The organism is Arthrobacter globiformis (genome assembly GCF_030818015.1).
GTDB lineage: Bacteria > Actinomycetota > Actinomycetes > Actinomycetales > Micrococcaceae > Arthrobacter > Arthrobacter globiformis_C.
Map to the genome: position 1 here is coordinate 293,139 of NZ_JAUSZX010000001.1, position 18,145 is coordinate 311,283.

Genomic DNA, 18,145 nt, shown 5'->3' on the forward strand with positions numbered 1-18,145 from the left:
CAATCTGTGCGGGAAGCAAGCTTCAACAAGAGCGTTTCAGTAGCCGACGATTTGGCCGGCGAGCCTGACGGGCTGGATTCGGCCTCGGCTGATCCGGCGGCCGCGGAATTGACAGGCTCAGCCTCCGCAGGCGAATTGCCCTCGGCTGACTCAGCGGCCGAAGCGCCGGAAGCAATGGAAGCGCCGGAAGCAATGGAAGCGCCGGAAGCAACGGAAGCCGCTGACATCACCTATGACGAGCAGTTCTATCCGGCCCGTCCCAAGGCGCTGAGGCCGATCGCCCGCCGCCGTCAGTTCTTTGCCGACCGGCCGTCCCTGGAGTTTGACGGGCGCAACGCCGCTTATGTCGAGTGGCTGCGGAACCAGGCGATGCTGGGGGACGCGAACGTGATGGCGCGGCAGCTCTCCGGACAGGCCAGCATGTGGCAGAACTCGTATGCCCATCCGAACCCGCGGGCCGCCGTGGAGCGCGCACCCGTTTGGTTCACCGCCTACCCCCTGTCTTTCATCACCCGCCCGGGCCAGTCCTTCCTCTCCGCCCTGGGTGATCCTGAACTGTGGGACGCCTTCCGGGAGATCGGGATCAGGGGCCTGCACACCGGTCCCGTCAAGCTCGCCGGCGGCATCCGGGGCTGGTCCCAGACGCCCAGCGTGGACGGGCACTTCGACCGCATCAGCATGGCGATCGACCCGGTGTTCGGCACCGAGGACGAATTCCGCAAGATGTGTGAGGTCGCGGCCGCCCATGACGGCACAGTGATCGATGACATCGTTCCCGGCCACACAGGCAAGGGGGCTGACTTCCGCCTGGCCGAGATGAACTTCCGGGACTACCCCGGCATCTATCACATGATCGACATTCCGGAAGAGGACTGGCACCTGCTGCCGGACGTTCCCGAAGGCGAAGATTCAGTGAACATCAGCCCCGACGCCGAGCAGGCACTGCAAAAGGCCGGGTACATCATTGGGCGCCTACAGCGGGTGATCTTCTATGAACCCGGGGTCAAGGAGACCAACTGGAGTGCCACGCGGCCCATCGTGGACACGGCCGGGAAAACGCGGCGCTGGGTCTATCTGCACTACTTCAAGGCCGGCCAGCCGTCCATCAACTGGCTGGACCCCACCTTTGCGGGAATGCGCCTGGTGGTCGGGGACGCACTGCACTCACTGCTCGACCTGGGCACGGGCGCCCTGCGGCTGGACGCGAACGGGTTCCTGGGCGTGGAGAAAAGCGCCGAGGAGCAGCCGGGCTGGTCGGAAGGGCACCCGCTGTCCGAGGCGGCGAACCAGCTGATCGGGTCCATGATCCGCAAGGTTGGCGGGTTCTCCTTCCAGGAACTCAATCTGACGATCGACGACATCAAGGCAACTTCGGAGGCGGGCCCGGATCTTTCCTACGACTTCGTCACCAGGCCGGCCTATCATTACGCGCTGGTGACTGCCGATACGGAATTCCTGCGCCTGACCCTGCGGCTCGCCATGGAAATCGGTGTCGACCAGGCATCACTGGTCCATGCCCTGCAGAACCACGACGAACTGACCTATGAGCTGGTCCATTTCGCCGCCGGCCACAAGGACGACGTGTTCGAACTCAACGGCCAGGAGCTCACCGGGGCCGAACTCGCCGAGCATGTTCAGCAAACCCTGCGGGAACGGCTGACGGGCCCGGACACCCCGTACAACGCCCTGTTCACCACCAACGGCATCGCCTGCACCACGGCCAGCTTCATCATGGCCGCCCTGGGCATCCAGGACCCGGAGAACCTCACCGACGAACAGCAGGCCCAGGTCCTGGACGTCCACATCCTGCTGTCCATGTACAACGCCCTGCAGCCCGGTGTCTTTGCGCTGTCCGGCTGGGACCTCACGGGCGTCGCCGCCCTTGACCGCCAGAAGGTGCGGGAGCTTACCGCGCAAGGAGACACCCGGTGGATCAACCGCGGCGCACACGACATCATGGGCACCAGCCCCGAAGCGGAGGCCTCCTCCGCCGGCATGCCGCGTGCCCGCAGCCTCTACGGCCCGTTGCCCGAACAGCTCGAGGACCCGGCTTCGTTCGCCCGGCGCCTGCAGAAGATCCTTGCCGTGCGGGAACAGAGCGGAATTGCCACCAGCACCCTGCTGGACGTGCCGGAAGTTTCCCACCGCGGGCTGCTCGTCATGGTCAACCGGCTGGGCACCGGAGACCTGCAGGCCACGGTGCTCAATTTCTCCGGCCAGGACATCGCGGGCAGCATCCAGTCGGCCCATCTGGTCCCCGGCAGCAGCGTCCATGACCTCTTCAGCGGCGAGGCCGTTGGGCAAGTCGATGACCTGCATAGCTTCTTCCTCGAACTGGGTGCCTACCAGGGCACGGCACTGGTCCTGAAGGAGGGCGAGAAGGACGACGACGGCGACGCCGGGTGAGCCGGCGCTGCCGCTTCATGGGCAACAAACCCCGTTTACATAAGACTGGGACGGGGCTAGATTGGTGGTCCGGCTGGCGGATCCCCAGGGAACTGTGGGATCGCAGCCAGTCCGGATCAGGATTCCGATGTGGCAAGGCTGCCGACGCCGGCGGCCGGCAAGGACAGGAACATGAGCCCTACCCCAAAACAGCCCATTACTGATGACAGCATCAAAGTCCGTCAGCTAAGCCACTACCAGTTCAGCTGGATCGCCGGGGACGCAGGCAAACCGGGAACGTGGACTCTGCAGCTCGTCCTGGACGAAGGGGCCTGGGAAGAGGTGCTTACCATCGATGCTGACGATGCGGATAACCTCCAGGACCTGCTGTCCACGGCGGAAACTGTGTTCTACGACGTGAGCCGCAGAACACTGATGTTCGGCACAACGCGTACCGGCCACCACTAGGCACCCAGGGCTCTCTCTCGTAAGTGTCGCACCCTCTAACTGGAAGTGGTGCTACTTGTCGGACGTTCACGGCGCGGTACCCGGAAGATGGGGTCTTCAGGGCTGACGGAGAAGCGCGAGCGGTGAGGGCGGCAACGCGTGGCGGCGCCCCATGATCACGATGACGAGGGCAATGAGGAGCAGTGCCAGTGTTGCCCATCCCAGGGATGGTGTGCCCAGCGAGCTGAGGAGGGTGCCTCCGATGATCCCGCCGCCGGCGATGCCGATGTTCCAGCCGGTGACCATGACGCCCTGGGCGGCGTCCACGGCGCTGCCCGCGGCGTTCATCATCGCCGTTTGCAGCAGGCTCGCGGCGCCGCCGAAAGCCAGGCCCCACGCTGCTGCGCTGGCGTAGACCGCGACGGGGTTCCCTGATAGGAATCCCAAGGCGAACATGGCGGCTGCGAACAATGCGCTGCTGATGATCATGAGGGTTCGCAGGTGCCGGTCGATTAGGGCACCGGTGATCGCCAGGCTCAGTAGTGCCATGAGGGCGGTACTCGCAGTAGTAAGCGGCGCTAAAGAGGATCCGCTCAGACAGGTGGGACACGGGAAGCCCCTCCAACGCGTCCGCTACATGGCCGGTGCAGCCATGGGCTCTGTGGAAGGCTCATCGCCGCGTTCGGGAGGTACGAAACCCGGCACCGCACCAACCGATCCGCGCCGCACCAGCGACGCCTGGAACTCCGGCGCCGGCGCCAAGGGCGGACGGCCCTCGATCTGCCTGATCAGGGCGGTGGCCGCCGCGGCCCCCATCTCGTAGACGGGCTGCGCCACCACCGTCAGGGGCGGTGTGGTCAGGCGGGTCCAGGCGAAGTCGTCGTACATCAGGAACGACACGTCGTCGGGGATGCGGAGCCCCATCTCCTGGATGGCTTCCACCACGCTGAGGGCAATCAGGCCGTCGGAAGCCACGACGGCGGTGGCCGCGTCGGTGCCGAGCAGCACCTCGCGTGTGAGGTTCCGGATGGAGCCGGCATCGCCGGCGTTGAGCCGCACGAGGTCCTGCGGGAACTCGCATCCGGCGTCCGCGAAGGCCCGCCGCATCCCTTCGAGGCGGTCCGAGATCTGCGATGAATCCAGCCGTATTCCCGCGGAATACGCGGCGTCGGTGCGCAGCGTCGAGATGAAGGCGATCCTCCGGTGCCCGGCGTCGAGAAGGTACCGCGTGGATTCGTAAGAGATGGCGGCCATGTCGACGGCGACAGTCTCCACCGCGAGGCGGTCGGCCGACCGGTCCAGCAGCACCAGTGGCCGGCCCGATTCGTGGACCCGCTGCAGGTGCTCCGTCTCCACCGATGATGCCGGAGCGACGATCAGGCCGTCGACCCGCTTGTCGAGCAGCACGCGGACAGCGTCCACTTCGGCCGCGGTGTTTTCGTCCGTGTTGATCAAGATGACGTTGAACCCGCTCTTCTTGGCGGTGTCCGTGATCCCCCTGGTGGCCAGTCCGAAATGCGGGTTCTCGATGTCGCCCACCACGACGCCGATGGTGTGCGATTTCCCGGTGTTCATGCTGCGGGCCAGCTCGTTGGGCCGGTAGTTCAGCTCTTCGGCGGCCGCGAGCACCCGCTCGCGGACGTCCTCGCTGACCGCCCCGTAATTTCCCAGCGCGCGGGCGGCCTGGGCCTTGGACACCTGGGCAGCTTTTGCGACGTCGGCGACTGTTACATCCCGCCGTCTTGCTCCGTCACTGCTCATGTTCACCTTTCAGAGGGGCTGTTGACGCAGCGTGTGAGTTCCGCTACATTTCTAGCAATCGATGTGAGTCCGGTCTCAATCGTAAGGACTGAGACCGGACTCAGCAAGAGCTTCATCGACCAAATCCTTCGGCGGCCCTGACAGCACCGCTTTCCCTCCCACGATTGGACAACGCTGTGATCAAACTGAACTTCCGCCCGGCAGCGGTGGCTGCGGCAGCCCTTGCGGCCATCCTCGCCCTCTCCGGCTGCGGCGGGCCATCCTCCGCCACCTCCAGCCCGGCCGATAACCCGTACGGGCTGATTGAACCGGGCACCATCCGGGTGGCCAGCCTCGGTGACTCAAAGCCATACACCTTCACGGATGCGCAGGGTAACTTCACCGGCTTCGACGTGGAACTGTTCAAGGACGTGGCCCACCGCGCCGGCGTAGACAAAGTGGTCTTCACCGGTCAGGACTTCTCCGGGCTGCTCGCCGCTGTGGCGAACGGCCAGTTCGACGTCGGCGTGGCCGCCATCGGCATCACGGACAAGCGCAAGGAAACCGTCGACTTCTCCAACGGCTACCTCGCCGGCTACCTGACCGTCATCACCACCAAGACCTCGGGCATCAAGGACGTCGACGGCCTGAACGGAAAGCGCCTGGGCGTGGTCCAGGGAACGCTACAGGAAGCCTACGCGGTGAAGAACTTCACGTCGGCCAACCTGGTGCGCTTCCCGGACAACAACACCGCCGTGTCCGCCGTGAACAGCGGCGCGGTGGACGCTCACTTCCTCGACTACGAGGCTGCCAAGGCTTACCAGGAGCAGTACGGCCTGGTCAGCGCAGCTGACATCCCGTCCTTCGACGCCCCCGCAGGGTTCGCGATCGCCAAGGACAAGCCCGCCTTCAAGGAGGCACTGAACAAGGGCCTGGCCGCAGCAATGGAAGACGGCACGTGGAAGAAGCTCTACCAGAAGTGGTTCCCCGGCTCCCCGATGCCCGAGCAGTACCTGCCCAAGGCAGAACAGACCGCAACCCCGGCCCCGACCTCAAGCAAGTAGCCCGACCGCCAGCAAGTAAGCGAAGCACCGGATCCAGATCGGGCGGGCCGCACCCCGGCCCGCCCGGCACCCGGACCACCCGTCCGGCACTTTTGAAACAACTAACGTCTGAGAGCAATCAATGGACTGGCTCAACATCATCGGCCGCACCTTCTTCGACTTTGAAGCAATGCTCGAGGTGCTGCCCCAACTCCTCGGGGTTGGCCTTCTGAACACCCTGATCATTTCCGTCGCCGCCACCGTCCTTGGCGTGGTGCTCGGCATGGTGGTGGCAGTCATGGGCATCTCGCGGTCCCGCTGGCTGCGGATCCCGGCACGAATCTACACCGACCTCTTCCGCGGCCTCCCCGCGATCCTCACCATCCTGCTGATTGGCCAGGGCTTCGCCCGGTTCAGCCAGTCGGTCTTCGGTCCCTCTCCATACCCGCTGGGGATCATCGCGCTGAGCCTGATCGCCAGCGCCTACATCGGCGAAATCTTCCGCGCAGGCATCCTCAGCGTGGACAAAGGCCAGGGCGAGGCGTGCCGTGCCCTGGGCATGAGCTACACCAAATCCATGGCCTTGGTGGTGGTGCCCCAGGGTGTCCGCCGCGTCCTGCCGGCCCTGGTGAACCAGTTCATCGCCATCGTTAAGGACTCCTCCCTGGTCTACTTCCTGGGCCTGCTGGTCAGCGAACGCGAACTCTTCCGCGTGGGACAGGACGCCGCCGTGCTGTCCGGAAACCTCTCACCGCTGGTCATGGCCGGCATCTTCTACCTGGTGATCACGGTGCCGCTGACCCACCTGGTCAACTACTTCGACAACAGGTTCCGCACCGGACGCCGCCGCCCTACCGCGCCCACGTCCGGCCTGAAGGAAGTCACCGAACTCGACGCGGCCTCGCCGCTGATCACCGGGAGCAACACATGAGCCTCGCAAGCAATACCGCCAATACCGCCGCGGAAAACCATACGTTCCACGGCTCCAGCCTGGAACTGCGGAACCTGACCATGGCCTACGGGGACATCGAGGTCCTGCGCAACGTCAGCCTCACGGTCGCCCCGGGCACCACCACCTGCATCATCGGACCCTCAGGTTCGGGCAAGTCCACCCTGCTGCGCGGCGTCAACCGGCTGCATGAACCCAAAAGCGGTGACGTGCTGCTCGCCCGCGAAAGCGCACTGCAGGTCAAACCCGACATCCTGCGCGCCCGGATCGGCATGGTCTTCCAGCACTTCAACCTCTTCCCGGACCACACCGCACTGGAAAACGTGGCCCTGGCACTCTGGAGCGTCAAGGGCATGTCCAAGGCAGAGGCCAGGGAACGCGCCCGCCGCGGCCTTGCCGAGGTGGGCCTCGCGGAGCGGGCCGACCACCGGCCCCGCGACCTCTCCGGCGGCCAGCAGCAGCGCGTCGCCATCGCCCGAGCCCTCGCCATGGAACCGGAGGTGATGCTGTTCGACGAGGCGACCAGCGCCTTGGACCCCGAGCTGGTAAAGGGCGTCCTGAACCTCATGGCCGGGCTCGGCAAACGCGGCATGACCATGCTCGTCGTCACCCACGAAATGGGCTTCGCCCGCAAAGTCGCCGACCAGGTCGTCTTCATGGACGAAGGTGAAGTCGTTGAAGCCGGAACACCGTCCCAACTCTTCGACAACCCCCGCAGCGAACGCCTCCAGCGATTCCTCTCCGAGGTGCTCTGATGGGGAACAGAACAGCGGCACCCATCCGGACCGCCGTCGTCGGCTTTGGAATCTCCGGCAAGGTCTTCCATACGCCGCTGGTCGCGGCGGATCCGAACTACTCACTGGACGTGATCGTGACGGCGGACCCGGCGCGGGCCGCCGAGGCGGCCAGGCTCTACCCGCAGGCGCGCATCATTCCCACGCCGGAGGCGATGTTCGCCCAGGCCGGGAACCTAGATCTGGTCATCCTGGGCACCCCGCCGCACACGCACTTCGACCTGGCGGCGGGGGCCATTGCGCACGGCCTCCACGTGGTGGTGGATAAGCCCTTCGTGCCCACCTCCGCCCAGGGGGAGGACCTGATCGCCCTGGCGTCCGACGGCGGCGTGCGGCTCACGGTGTTCCAGAACCGCCGGTGGGACGCCGATTTCCTGACGCTGCAGAGGCTGCTCCAGGAGTCCGCACTGGGCGAGGTGCGCACCTTCGAATCACGGTTCGAATGGTGGCGGCCGGAGGGCTTCGGGAACTGGCGCGACAGCGTCTCCCTCGCCCAGGGTGGCGGCATCCTCCACGACCTCGGCGCGCACCTGATCGACCAGGCCATCCAGCTGTTCGGGCCGGTCGAAAAGAGCTACGGCGAGACGGCCAACCGGGGATCGGATCCGGAGGCCGCAGACACAGAGGCGTTCGTCTCGCTGCTTCACGGGTCCGGAGTCCGCAGCAGGCTGTGGATGAACGGCATGGCAGCCCAGGTGGGTCCGCGCTTCCACGTCCTCGGCTCCGAAGCCGGCTACACGAAATGGGGCCTGGACGGCCAGGAGCCCGCGCTCGCGGCCGGCATGGCACCGTCGGATCCCGCCTACGGCATCGATCCCCAGGAGTCTTGGGGGCTTCTGGGGGTGGATGGAGCCGCCGGCCCCGTTCCTGCAGAACGCGGCGCCTACCCCGAGTTCTACGTGCAGCTCGCCGCCGCCCTGCGCGGGGAGGGCCCGCTGCCCGTCGACCCGGCCGACTCGCTCGAAGTCCTCAAAGTCATCGAAGGCATCCACGCGCTGGCCTGACTCGCAGTCCTAACTGCAAGACCCAGAGCCTGCCAGCACTCTTGCGGCACCTCGCCCCTATCTTCCCGGACGCAGCTTCTGTCCAAATCCGAAGCCGCGTCCCCATCAACCGTGTCCAAAACCTCAGAAAGGGAGAACTCATGTCCTCCACCGCCACCAAGCACGTCGCCATCATCGGCGGCGGCATCCTGGGCGTCTCCACCGCTGTCCACCTGCTCCGCGAAGGCGCTTCCGTGACGCTGCTGACCGAACGGGGCCTGGCCAGCGAAGCCACCGGCCGTTCGCTCTCCTGGCTCAACTCCGCCGGCGAACGCTCCACGCCCTACCACCAGCTCCGCCTCGCCGGCGTGGACCGGTACCGCACGCTCTTCGCAGCCGACCCCGGCCGGGAGTGGCTGCAGTTCGGCGGCGGGCTGATGTGGAACGCTGAAGGGCAGCGGGAGGCCACCGAGGCCCGCCACGCCTACGAGAAGTCCATCGGCTATGATTCGAAGCTGCTGGCTCCGGAAGAGATCGCCGCGGCCACCCCCGGCATCGATGCGGGCGCGGTTCCGGAAAACGCCATCTTCAACCCCGGTGAGGGCTGGGTCAGCCTGCCGGACCTGGTGGACTACCTCATGGAAGAATTCCACGCCCGCGGCGGCCGGCTGGTGCTCAACGCCGGAAAAACCTCCGTGGTGGTCGACGGCGGCCGGGCGGTGGGCGTCGAGACCGCGGCGGGGGAGACGTACGACGCCGACGCGGTACTGGTGGCGTGCGGGGCGGCGACACCCGCCGTCGTCGCTCCTTTGGGCGTGGAAATCCCCAACGGTTCCCCGGTGTCCATGCTGGTGCTGACCAAGCCGGTGGAGCACGACGTCAAGGCCGTGATGAACACGCCGCGGGCCGCCATGCGCCCCAACCCGGGCAGCACCTTTGCCCTGGACCACGACTGGTATGAGGAGCACATCAGGGAGCATGCAGACGGTTCGTTCAGCATTCCGGACGAGGTGGTGCAGGAACTCGCCGACGAGGCTTCCAAGCTCGTTGCCGGCAACCCTGAGCTCAAGCCTGCCAGCTGGAAGATCGGCTACAAGCCGATTCCGGGTGACGGGGAGCCGGTGCTGGGTGAGCTCGGCCAGGTGCCCGGCTGCTTCGTGGCGTTTACCCACTCCGGTGCCACGCTCGGGCTCGTTGTCGGCGAACTCCTCGCCGGCGAGATCCTGACCGGAGACAAGCACCCCATGCTGGCCACGTTCCGTCCGGCCCGGTTCTCCTAGGCACTCATCCAAGCCTCGGGCAAAACGGAAGCCCCGCACCGCTGTAAGCAGCCGTGCGGGGCTTCGTTGGCGAATCCTCCGGTTGTCTGGGGTGCCGGAGTGCTCCCCTAAAGCTACCGGCCGGTAACCAGAAGTCAAGAGGCGGTCACAATGACGAGGCGGCTATCGGATGGGCCCGGGATGTGACGTACGATGCGAGTCAATGCGGTTGCCACTCCTAGGGGTTGACGGCAACGCTGAATAATTCAGTCACGCCGCCCGTGGCCCCGGCTTTATCCACGGGGTGAAGGAGCTGCTGGGCGCATCTGATGCTGGGGGGCGGATGGAAACGGGCGTGATCTCGAGGAGCGTGGCCTGGCGGAGTCGGCGCTGATGGTCGAGATCACCGAGGATTTCATGATGCTGGACCGTGTCCGTGCCAGGGACATCCTGTCCCGGTTGCAGGCCCGAGGCATCCGGGTGGCGATCGATGATTTCGGCACGGGCTACAGTTCGCTGGCCTACCTTCGGGAGCTGCCAATCAACGAGCTGAAGCTTGACCGCTCCTTCATCGTTTCGATGACCGAGGACCCGAGGGCTGCAGCCCTGGTGGCCTCCACCATCAACCTCACGCACAGCCTCGGCCTGACGGTTGTCGCCGAAGGGGTAGAAGACGGAGGTGCGCTGGACCAGCTGGCCCGTTACGGCTGCGACCAGGCGCAGGGATTCCACATCCTTCGCCCAGTACCGGCTGCCGAGCTGGACGACTGGTTCACCGCGTCCCGCCTGGACAGCGGGCTACCCTCGGCGTGACGCGCTTATCCGCCGCTTTCGCTTGCGGTGCCTGACGGTGCGAGGGTTGGGGCTGGAGTCGCGGCGGTTGGAGCGGACGACGGCGGTAGGTTCAGTGCGAGCCGGTGATGGTGAGCAGGCTGGTGTTTGCCGGTGGTGGCCGTGGCCAACGTGCCCCGGCCGCGCCGCCGCAACCGACGGGGCCGGCGAAGTAAGCGTGTCAGGCCAGGATTTTCTTATGGAAGAACACGAGGTAGTCGCCTGTGGCGTCCTCGAAACCGAAGTTCTTCCAGTAGGCCCGCAAAGCCGATTTGGCCTCCTCATACCCCGGTGAGTCCGACGTCGGGGACCCTTCGCCGTCCGCCGGTGCGGCGTGGACCACCACCAGGTTCACCGACCGGCCCACAGTTTCGACGATGGCGTTAAGCACCGTGTAGCCCGTTCTGTCGCCGCGGTACTCCGGAAGGATTTCGAGGGAGGAGACGATCATCAGGTCGCCGCCGTCCTGCAGGTACCCGCTGATCAGGTCCGGGCGTTCCATGGTCAGCATTTCGACAGCCTTGGCCATCTCCTGGTCTGCCTTGCCGGTGGTGAGGAAGAGATTGATCATGCCGGCTTTGGGAACAACCTGGACGACGGCGCTGCCGAGCTGCTTTTCCTCATCGCCACCGCCGGGGGTCGGTAGGGTGCAACTCACCGCAACTTCCCAGCGCATCGGGTAGTCGGCGGGATCATGTTCCAGCCCGGGCGTGCCCCGGTACCGGAGTTTGTACTCAAAGAACAGCGATTCCGGGTCGATTACGGTCATGGCGCCGTCCTTGGGCTCGCAACGTTGCGTGTTAAGGAATTTTAGTCGCCTTGGACGGCGGGAGGAATGGGATCAGGACCTCAGTCCACCCAGCCCGCCGATCAGCGCCTCCAGGCCAAGGCTGAAGGCGACGTCGGCCGGCCGTTCGTGCCCCTGTTCGGCCAGGCGCCGGACGGCGCCTGTGAAACTCGGTGTCGCTTCCGCCATGGTTCCGGGGTCGAAGATGTCAGCCGGCGCCGTCACGTCGTAGGCCGAGCCGAAGATGAAGGACTCCAGTGCGACGATCGAGGAGACGATCCGCTCCTCGGGAAATCCGGCGTCGCGGAATCCGGAGCTAACCGTTTCATACATGGCCAGGGTCTGCGGGGCATCGGTCACGGGCAGCACGGCAATGACCGGTATTAGCGGGGTGTGCCGGGAGAACACGTCCCGGTAGCTCCACGCCCACTTCCGCACGGCGTCCTCCCACGGGCCGGCGCCGAAGGCCGAGACATCCACGAGGGATGCGAGATGGTCCTCCACCAGCAGGAGCACGTCCCGCTTGGATTTCACGTGGTTGTAGAGAGCCGACGGCGCCACGTTCAGTGAGCGGGCCAGTGCGGCCATGGTGAGGCCGTCGTAGCCCTTCTTCTCGATGAGACGCAGCGCGGCTTCCGTGATGCCGGCCTTGTCCAGCACGCCTCCCACGGGGCGTCCGGCACGGCGCCGGCTGCCCGGTCCAGCTGCCGCTGAACCGGCTGTTGCTACGGCTGGTGTTGCCGGCATGGCTGCCTTTCTCCGGGGAATGTCCTTTCGCATTATTCCATCAGCCTCTTCCGCTCCCTCGCCAAAGGCTCTATAGTTTCTTATAAATGAATGGCATTCATTTAGTGGTTCGCATCACATACGCGGCCACAGAGAAAGGACATCATGCTGAATCTTGACCGCGACGTAGTGATCGTAGGCGCCGGCCCCTCCGGCCTCACCGCCGCACGCGAACTGAAAAAGGCGGGCCTGACTGTGGCCGTGCTGGAAGCCCGTGACCGCGTGGGCGGCCGGACGTGGACCGACACCGTTGACGGTGCCATGCTCGAAATCGGCGGCCAGTGGGTATCCCCGGACCAGACCGCACTGCTGGCCCTGCTGGAGGAGTTCGGCCTGGAAACGTACTCCCGCTACCGCGAAGGGGAGTCCGTCTACATCGGAGCGGACGGCGCGCCTGTCCGCTACACCGGCGACATGTTCCCGGTCGGCGCCACCACGGCTGCTGAAATGAACAAGCTCATCGCGCTGCTGGACGAACTGGCGGCCGAGATCGGCCCCACCGAACCTTGGGCGCACCCTAAGTCGCGTGAGCTGGACACCATCTCCTTCCACCACTGGCTGCGACAGAACTCCCCTGACGAGGAAGCCTGCAACAACATCGGTCTGTTCATTGCCGGCGGCATGCTCACCAAGCCGGCGCACGCCTTCTCCGCCCTGCAGGCCGTCCTGATGGCAGCCTCCGCGGGCTCCTTCACCCACCTGACGGATGAGGACTTCATCCTGGACAAGCGGGTTATCGGCGGGATGCAGCAGGTCTCGCTGCTGCAGGCAGCGGAACTGGGTGCCGACGTCGTCCTTAACAGCCCGGTGCGCACCATCCACTGGGAGGCCGACGGCGAACGCGGCCACCGCGTCACCGCCGTCTCCGACCGGGCCACGGTGAACGCGCGCTTCGTGATCATGGCCGTGCCGCCCAACCTGTACTCCCGCGTCTCCTTCAACCCGCCGCTGCCGCGCCGCCAGCACCAGATGCACCAGCACCAGTCGCTGGGCCTGGTCATCAAGGTGCACGCCGTTTACAGCACGCCGTTCTGGCGCGAGGACGGGCTCTCCGGCACCGGGTTCGGCGCGGGCTCGCTGGTCCAGGAGGTCTACGACAACACCAACCACGGCGACACCCGCGGAACGCTCGTGGGCTTCGTCTCCGATGAAAAGGCCGACGCCGTCTTCGAGCTCAGTGCCGACGAGCGCCGCCGCGCCATCCTGGAATCGATCGCCGGCTTCCTTGGGGAGAAGGCCCTGGAGCCTGAGGTGTACTACGAATCCGACTGGGGTTCCGAGGAGTGGACGCGCGGCGCCTATGCCGCCAGCTATGACCTCGGCGGACTGCACCGCTACGGCAAGGACCAGCACGCAGCCGTTGGTCCCATCTACTGGTGCTCATCCGACCTCGCCGCCGAAGGCTACCAGCACGTGGACGGGGCGGTCCGCATGGGCCAGTCCACCGCAGCCCGCATCGCCGAGGCTGCCGCCGTATCTGCCGCAGCAACGGCGTCTGAACTGGCGAACGCAACGGCCGCCGTCGGCTAGTCCCGCAGCGGTCACATCCCAGCGGCCGCACCCCCATTCGACGATGAATGACACTCCGGAGAGGCAATCCCATGAGTACAAAAGCCCCCGTCGCGCAGGGCACGCACAAAAGCCTGAGTGAAAAGGGCCTCAAGGCCGGGTCCGTCGGGCTGATCGGCGCCGTGGTGATCGGGGTGTCCTGCATCGCGCCGGCGTACACGCTCACCGCGGCCCTCGGACCCACCGTCTCCGAGGTGGGCGTGCACCTGCCGGCGGTCTTCCTCGTCGGATTCATCCCGATGCTGCTCGTGGCGCTCGGCTACCGGGAACTGAACAACGCAATGCCCGACGCCGGAACCTCCTTCACGTGGGCAACGCGGGCCTTTGGCCCGTGGATCGGCTGGATGGGAGGCTGGGGGCTGATCGCCGCCACCATCATCGTGCTGTCCAACCTGGCGGCGGTCGCCGTCGACTTCTTCTACCTGATGCTCGCCCAGCTGCTCGGCAGTCCCGGGATCACTGAGCTGTCAAAGAATCTGCCGCTGAACATCGCCACCACCCTGGTGTTCATCGCGGCGGCGTGCTGGATCTCCTACCGCGGCATGGAAACCACCAAGGGTGTCCAGTACGTCCTGGTGGGGTTCCAGCTGCTGGTGCTGGGGTGGTTCGCCGTCTCCGCGTTCGTCCACGTGGCCAACGGGACCGCGTTCGACGCCACGGCCATCTCGCCGGACTGGTTCAACCCCTTCGCCGTCGACTCCTTCTCGTCCTTCGCGGCGGGGGTGTCACTGTCGATCTTCATCTACTGGGGTTGGGACGTGACCCTGACCATGAATGAGGAGACGCGGAACCCGGAGAAGACCCCGGGGCGGGCGGCGACCGTGACCGTCGTCGTCATCGTGGCCATCTACATGACGGCAGCGCTGGGCACGCTGTCCTTCGCCGGCGTCGGGGAGACAGGACTGGGCACCGGCAATCCGGACAACCAGTCCAGCATCTTCGCGGTCCTGTCCGGGCCGGTCATGGGGCCGTTCGCCATCCTGATGTCGCTGGCCATCCTCAGCAGTTCCGCGGCCTCGCTGCAGTCCACGTTCGTCTCCCCGGCACGGACGCTGCTGGCCATGGGCCACTACAAAGCCCTGCCCGGGAAGTTCGGCAAGGTCAGCCCCACGTTCAAGTCGCCGAGCTACGCCACGATTGCTGCGGCTATCGCTGCAGCAGCCTTCTACGTCATCACCCGGACCACTTCGGAGAATGCCCTTTGGGACACCATCACGGCGCTGGGCATGATGATCTGTTTCTACTACGGCATCACGGCCCTGGCCTGCGTCTGGTTCTTCCGGCCCGTGGCTTTCAGCAACGCCCGCGCCTTCTTCTTCAAGTTCCTCGCACCGCTGCTGGGCGGCGTCATCCTGCTTGTCATGTTCTTCAAGACCGCCTACGACTCCATGGATCCCGAGTACGGTTCCGGCTCCTCCGTGGGCGGCGTGGGCATGGTGTTCATCCTCGGCATGGGCGTGATCGTGCTCGGTGTGGTGATCATGCTGGTGATGGCTAGGATCCGGCCGGAGTTCTTCCGCGGCCAGGTGCTGGCGCAGGGGCGGTAACAGTCCCGGGCGTCCGTACGGGTAGAAAGTAAGTACGCTTACTAATACGCTGGTCCGAGGGGAAAGTTTCCCATACTGAACAGAACGAGGTGGCAGCATGACGGGCACGGAAAGCATCAGCAAGGTCACGGACATCATCAACGATTCCCATATCGGAATGTTCACCACCATCAACGAGGAAGGCGCCCTGGTCAGCCGGCCGCTGGCCGTCCAGGACGTCAAGGACGACGGCGACATGTGGTTCTTCACCGGCGAGGGAACTTCCCAGGTGGCCCACATCTCTGCCGATGCAAGGGTCAATGTGTCCTTCGGCAAGCGCACCGAGTGGGTGTCGGTGGCAGGGGCCGCTGAGGTGGTGCGCGACCGGGCCAAGATCCACGAGATGTGGAACCAGACGGTTGAGGCCTGGTTCCCGGACGGTCCGGACACTCCCGAGGTGGTCCTCCTGCACGTGGACTCCGACTCCGCCGAGTACTGGACCAGCCCGGGCGGTACAGGGGCCACCGTTCTGCAATGGGTCAAATCCAAGGTCACGCACAGCCGCATGAGCGTGGGCGAGAGCGGGACCGTCGAACTGTAGCTGTAAACTGCAACGCGGGGTCACCTAGCGCCCATTCGGAGGTCCGGATTGGGCGGAAAGTGACCTCGCGTTGCTCTGTCTGGGCTGCCGTGTTAGGCCGCTTTGACCTTCAGCGGCTCGATCTTGCCCATGATGAACAGGTAGTTGGCGGCACCGACCAGCGATACTGCGCCGATTACCGCGAGCGGTGCGACGAATGATCCCGTCTGGTCCACCAGCACGCCGATCAGGATCGGGGTGAAGATGCCGGCCAGGTTGGAGGCGAAGTTCTGCAGGCCGCCGATGGAACCGACGTGGCGGGAGCTGGGGGCGACGTCGGCCGGCAGCGACCAGATGCCGGTGGCGGCCACCGTCAGGCTGGAGTAGGCCACGGACAGCAGGGCGAGGGCCATCCAGGCTTCGGGCACCAGCGCGGCGAACATGATGACCGAGCCGCCGGCAAGACCGCCGGCGATGGCGGTCTTGCGGACCTTGGTCACGGATGCCCCCGCCCGGACTGCGCGGTCGGCCAGGTATCCGCCGAGCCAGCCGAACAGCACGGCGCAGATGCCCGGGATCGCACCAAAGAAGCCCAGCTTCAGGAGGTCGAAGCCGCGTTCCTTCACGAGGTAGCTGGGGAAGAACGTGATGAAGAAGTAGATGGCGCTGTTCAGGCAGAAAAATCCGAACATCATGCTGAGCACCGTGCGGTACTTGAAGAGGGACCGCCACGGGAGCTTGGCAGCACCGGCATCATCGCTGGCTTCGCCGCGGGCGCCGCCTTCGCGGATGTAGTCCAACTCGGCGGTGTTGGCCCCCCGGTGCTCCTCCGGGCTGCGGTAGTACTTCCACCAGACGGCTGCCCAGATGATGCCAGCGACACCGATGATGATGAACACCGCGTGCCAGGAGGTAAGGGCAACGATCAGGGTGACGATGGGCAGTGCGATCACGGCGCCAACCCGCGAACCGGAGTCCCAGATACTGGTGGCGAAGGCACGCTCCCGAACCGGGAACCAGGTTGCCACCACCTTGGCGGCGGTGCTGGGTGCCGGGCTCTCGCCGACACCCAGCAGGAACCTGGCCGCGAACAGCGTCCAAAAGCTGGACGCGGCAGCCGTGACCATGGTGAAGGCGGACCACCAGACCGCCGCCAGGGAGAATGACCGGCGGGGACCCACCTTGTCCACGTACCAACCGGCAGCGAGTTGGCAGAAGTCGTAGGCCCAGAAGAAGGCGGCGAAAATGAGCCCCTGCTGGGTTGCGCTGAGCTCAAAGTCCTTGCCCATGAACGGCAGGGCGACACTGAGGCTCGAGCGGTCGAGGTAGTTGATGCTGAGGCCGATAAAGGCGAGCCAGATGATGACCCAGCGCTTTCGGGTCATCAGGCGGGGTGGCGTGGCGGATGATGTGGCGGCGGTCTTGCTTCCGAGCGCAGTCATGCGGTCTCCTTCGACGTGAACATGGCTTCGGGTGCTGTGTGCACCGGCGGTAAGGGAAGACGCCGAAGAGATCGGCGCCAAAATCATATAGGAATCTGGTTAATCATATAGATCATGTGGCGTGGATCAAGGGGCAGTCGAAAAAAGTTTGCCCGGAGGCGTCGGGGCGCGTGGCTTATGATTCCCCCAGCGACTCCAGTCAGACCAGAATCAAGAGGTAACCGCGTGCCACCACGTCAATCGTCCGATACTTCCCGCGGAAAGGCTGCTGTCAGCGACGTCTACGCGTCCATGCGAGCGGCCATTCTCGAAGGTGAGATGGCCCCGGGCGCGCGCATCAACATCGACGCGGTCTCGCGCAGCCTCGGGGTGTCCCAGACGCCAGTGCGCGAGGTGCTCCAGCGCTTGGAGGGCGACAATCTTGTGGTCTACAGCCCCGGCCGCGGGTACAGCACCACGCCGCTGCTCGATCTGGCCGAGTTGCGCTCGCTGTTCGAGTTCCGGCTGCTCGTGGAGCCCTGGGCTGCCAGGGCTGCCGCCGTCGACCGGCTGGCCAATCCGGCGGCCGCCCTGGAGAAGGAGCTCGCCGGTTTCAGGAAGACCATGAAGGTTACCAAGGACCTGCGCCAGGACCTCGTGGCGCACGACACCCGCTTCCACGACACCATCCTTGCGGCCTCCGGGAACCCTGTAGTCCGGCATGCCTTTGCGCAGACCCACTGCCACCTCCATACCTTCCGGCTATACCCTGCGGACGTTGACGGCGCCATCACTGTCGCGGAGCATTCCGCCGTCACGGATGCCATCGAGGCGTGTGACCCGGAGGGGGCGGAGGCGGCCATGACCCGGCATATCCGCAACTCCTTCGACAGGTTCGCCCAGGCCTTCGAAGGCGAACTGGCCCCGCTGGAGGAGGTCGGGGCGCCTGGGAAGCGGATCATCAAATAGGCGGGCCGGCCACGGTCCCCAGGGAAAGTCCCGGCCACTGCGGCCGGGGCTTTTTCGTACCCGGACCACGGCGGTT

17 protein-coding genes are annotated in these 18,145 nt (G+C 65.6%); 12 read left to right on the plus strand and 5 right to left on the minus strand.

Going from position 1 to position 18,145, the window contains the following annotated elements; all coding sequences use genetic code 11:
- Positions 1–174: 174 nt before the first annotated feature.
- The gene (gene treS, locus QFZ23_RS01375) at positions 175–2,406 is read left to right on the plus strand and encodes a maltose alpha-D-glucosyltransferase (RefSeq protein WP_306926597.1); all 2,232 of its coding nucleotides are present in this window, start codon (positions 175–177) and stop codon (positions 2,404–2,406) included.
- 171 nt (positions 2,407–2,577) lie between these two features.
- Positions 2,578–2,853 carry a hypothetical protein gene (locus tag QFZ23_RS01380; RefSeq protein WP_306920171.1) on the plus strand — a complete coding sequence of 92 codons (276 nt, stop codon included), beginning with the start codon at positions 2,578–2,580 and terminating at the stop codon, positions 2,851–2,853.
- Between the two features lie 96 nt (positions 2,854–2,949).
- On the opposite strand, the gene QFZ23_RS01385 is transcribed toward QFZ23_RS01380, so the two are convergent.
- A complete protein-coding gene (locus QFZ23_RS01385) occupies positions 2,950–3,429 on the minus strand; it encodes an MFS transporter (RefSeq protein WP_306926598.1) in 480 nt (159 codons plus the stop codon).
- Between the two features lie 36 nt (positions 3,430–3,465).
- A complete protein-coding gene (locus QFZ23_RS01390; protein ID WP_306920172.1) occupies positions 3,466–4,593 on the minus strand; it encodes a LacI family DNA-binding transcriptional regulator in 1,128 nt (375 codons plus the stop codon).
- Positions 4,594–4,769: 176 nt separating this feature from the next.
- On the opposite strand from QFZ23_RS01390, the gene QFZ23_RS01395 reads away from it, so the two are divergent.
- The 6 genes from QFZ23_RS01395 (at position 4,770) to QFZ23_RS01420 (ending at position 10,413) form a co-directional block, all read left to right on the plus strand.
- Positions 4,770–5,636, plus strand: a complete 867-nt coding sequence (locus QFZ23_RS01395; protein ID WP_306920173.1) for an ABC transporter substrate-binding protein — start codon at positions 4,770–4,772, stop codon at positions 5,634–5,636.
- 121 nt (positions 5,637–5,757) lie between these two features.
- Positions 5,758–6,546: an amino acid ABC transporter permease gene (locus tag QFZ23_RS01400; RefSeq protein WP_306920174.1), complete on the plus strand. Its 789-nt coding sequence runs from the start codon at positions 5,758–5,760 to the stop codon at positions 6,544–6,546.
- Entirely contained in the window at positions 6,543–7,319 is a 777-nt protein-coding gene (locus tag QFZ23_RS01405; protein ID WP_306920175.1) for an amino acid ABC transporter ATP-binding protein, read from the plus strand. Before QFZ23_RS01400 ends, QFZ23_RS01405 begins: the two co-directional genes overlap by 4 nt.
- A complete protein-coding gene (locus QFZ23_RS01410; RefSeq protein WP_306920176.1) occupies positions 7,319–8,362 on the plus strand; it encodes a Gfo/Idh/MocA family protein in 1,044 nt (347 codons plus the stop codon). The genes QFZ23_RS01405 and QFZ23_RS01410 overlap by 1 nt, the downstream gene beginning before the upstream one ends.
- A 140-nt stretch (positions 8,363–8,502) precedes the next feature.
- Positions 8,503–9,621 (plus strand): NAD(P)/FAD-dependent oxidoreductase, encoded by a 1,119-nt coding sequence (locus QFZ23_RS01415; protein ID WP_306920177.1) that lies wholly within the window; start codon positions 8,503–8,505, stop codon positions 9,619–9,621.
- Positions 9,622–9,975: 354 nt separating this feature from the next.
- The gene (locus QFZ23_RS01420; protein WP_306926600.1) at positions 9,976–10,413 is read left to right on the plus strand and encodes an EAL domain-containing protein; all 438 of its coding nucleotides are present in this window, start codon (positions 9,976–9,978) and stop codon (positions 10,411–10,413) included.
- Positions 10,414–10,612: 199 nt separating this feature from the next.
- On the opposite strand, the gene QFZ23_RS01425 is transcribed toward QFZ23_RS01420, so the two are convergent.
- Positions 10,613–11,200, minus strand: a complete 588-nt coding sequence (locus tag QFZ23_RS01425) for a hypothetical protein (protein ID WP_306920178.1) — start codon at positions 11,198–11,200, stop codon at positions 10,613–10,615.
- A gap of 72 nt (positions 11,201–11,272) precedes the next feature.
- Complete coding sequence (locus QFZ23_RS01430; RefSeq protein ID WP_306920179.1) at positions 11,273–11,965, minus strand: TetR/AcrR family transcriptional regulator; 693 nt, start codon at positions 11,963–11,965, stop codon at positions 11,273–11,275.
- A 144-nt stretch (positions 11,966–12,109) separates the two neighbouring features.
- Between QFZ23_RS01430 and QFZ23_RS01435 the strand changes: the two genes are divergently transcribed.
- The 3 genes from QFZ23_RS01435 (at position 12,110) to QFZ23_RS01445 (ending at position 15,700) form a co-directional block, all read left to right on the plus strand.
- Positions 12,110–13,534: a flavin monoamine oxidase family protein gene (locus QFZ23_RS01435; protein ID WP_306920180.1), complete on the plus strand. Its 1,425-nt coding sequence runs from the start codon at positions 12,110–12,112 to the stop codon at positions 13,532–13,534.
- Between the two features lie 71 nt (positions 13,535–13,605).
- A complete protein-coding gene (locus QFZ23_RS01440; RefSeq protein WP_306920181.1) occupies positions 13,606–15,120 on the plus strand; it encodes an APC family permease in 1,515 nt (504 codons plus the stop codon).
- Positions 15,121–15,217: 97 nt separating this feature from the next.
- The gene (locus QFZ23_RS01445) at positions 15,218–15,700 is read left to right on the plus strand and encodes a pyridoxamine 5'-phosphate oxidase family protein (protein ID WP_306920182.1); all 483 of its coding nucleotides are present in this window, start codon (positions 15,218–15,220) and stop codon (positions 15,698–15,700) included.
- A 92-nt stretch (positions 15,701–15,792) separates the two neighbouring features.
- Here QFZ23_RS01445 and QFZ23_RS01450 read toward each other — a convergent pair whose 3' ends face one another.
- The gene (locus QFZ23_RS01450; RefSeq protein WP_306920183.1) at positions 15,793–17,121 is read right to left on the minus strand and encodes an MFS transporter; all 1,329 of its coding nucleotides are present in this window, start codon (positions 17,119–17,121) and stop codon (positions 15,793–15,795) included.
- Between the two features lie 225 nt (positions 17,122–17,346).
- Between QFZ23_RS01450 and QFZ23_RS01455 the strand changes: the two genes are divergently transcribed.
- Positions 17,347–18,069, plus strand: coding sequence for a GntR family transcriptional regulator (locus QFZ23_RS01455; protein WP_306920184.1), 723 nt, complete (start codon positions 17,347–17,349; stop codon positions 18,067–18,069).
- The last annotated feature ends 76 nt before the right edge of the window (positions 18,070–18,145 follow it).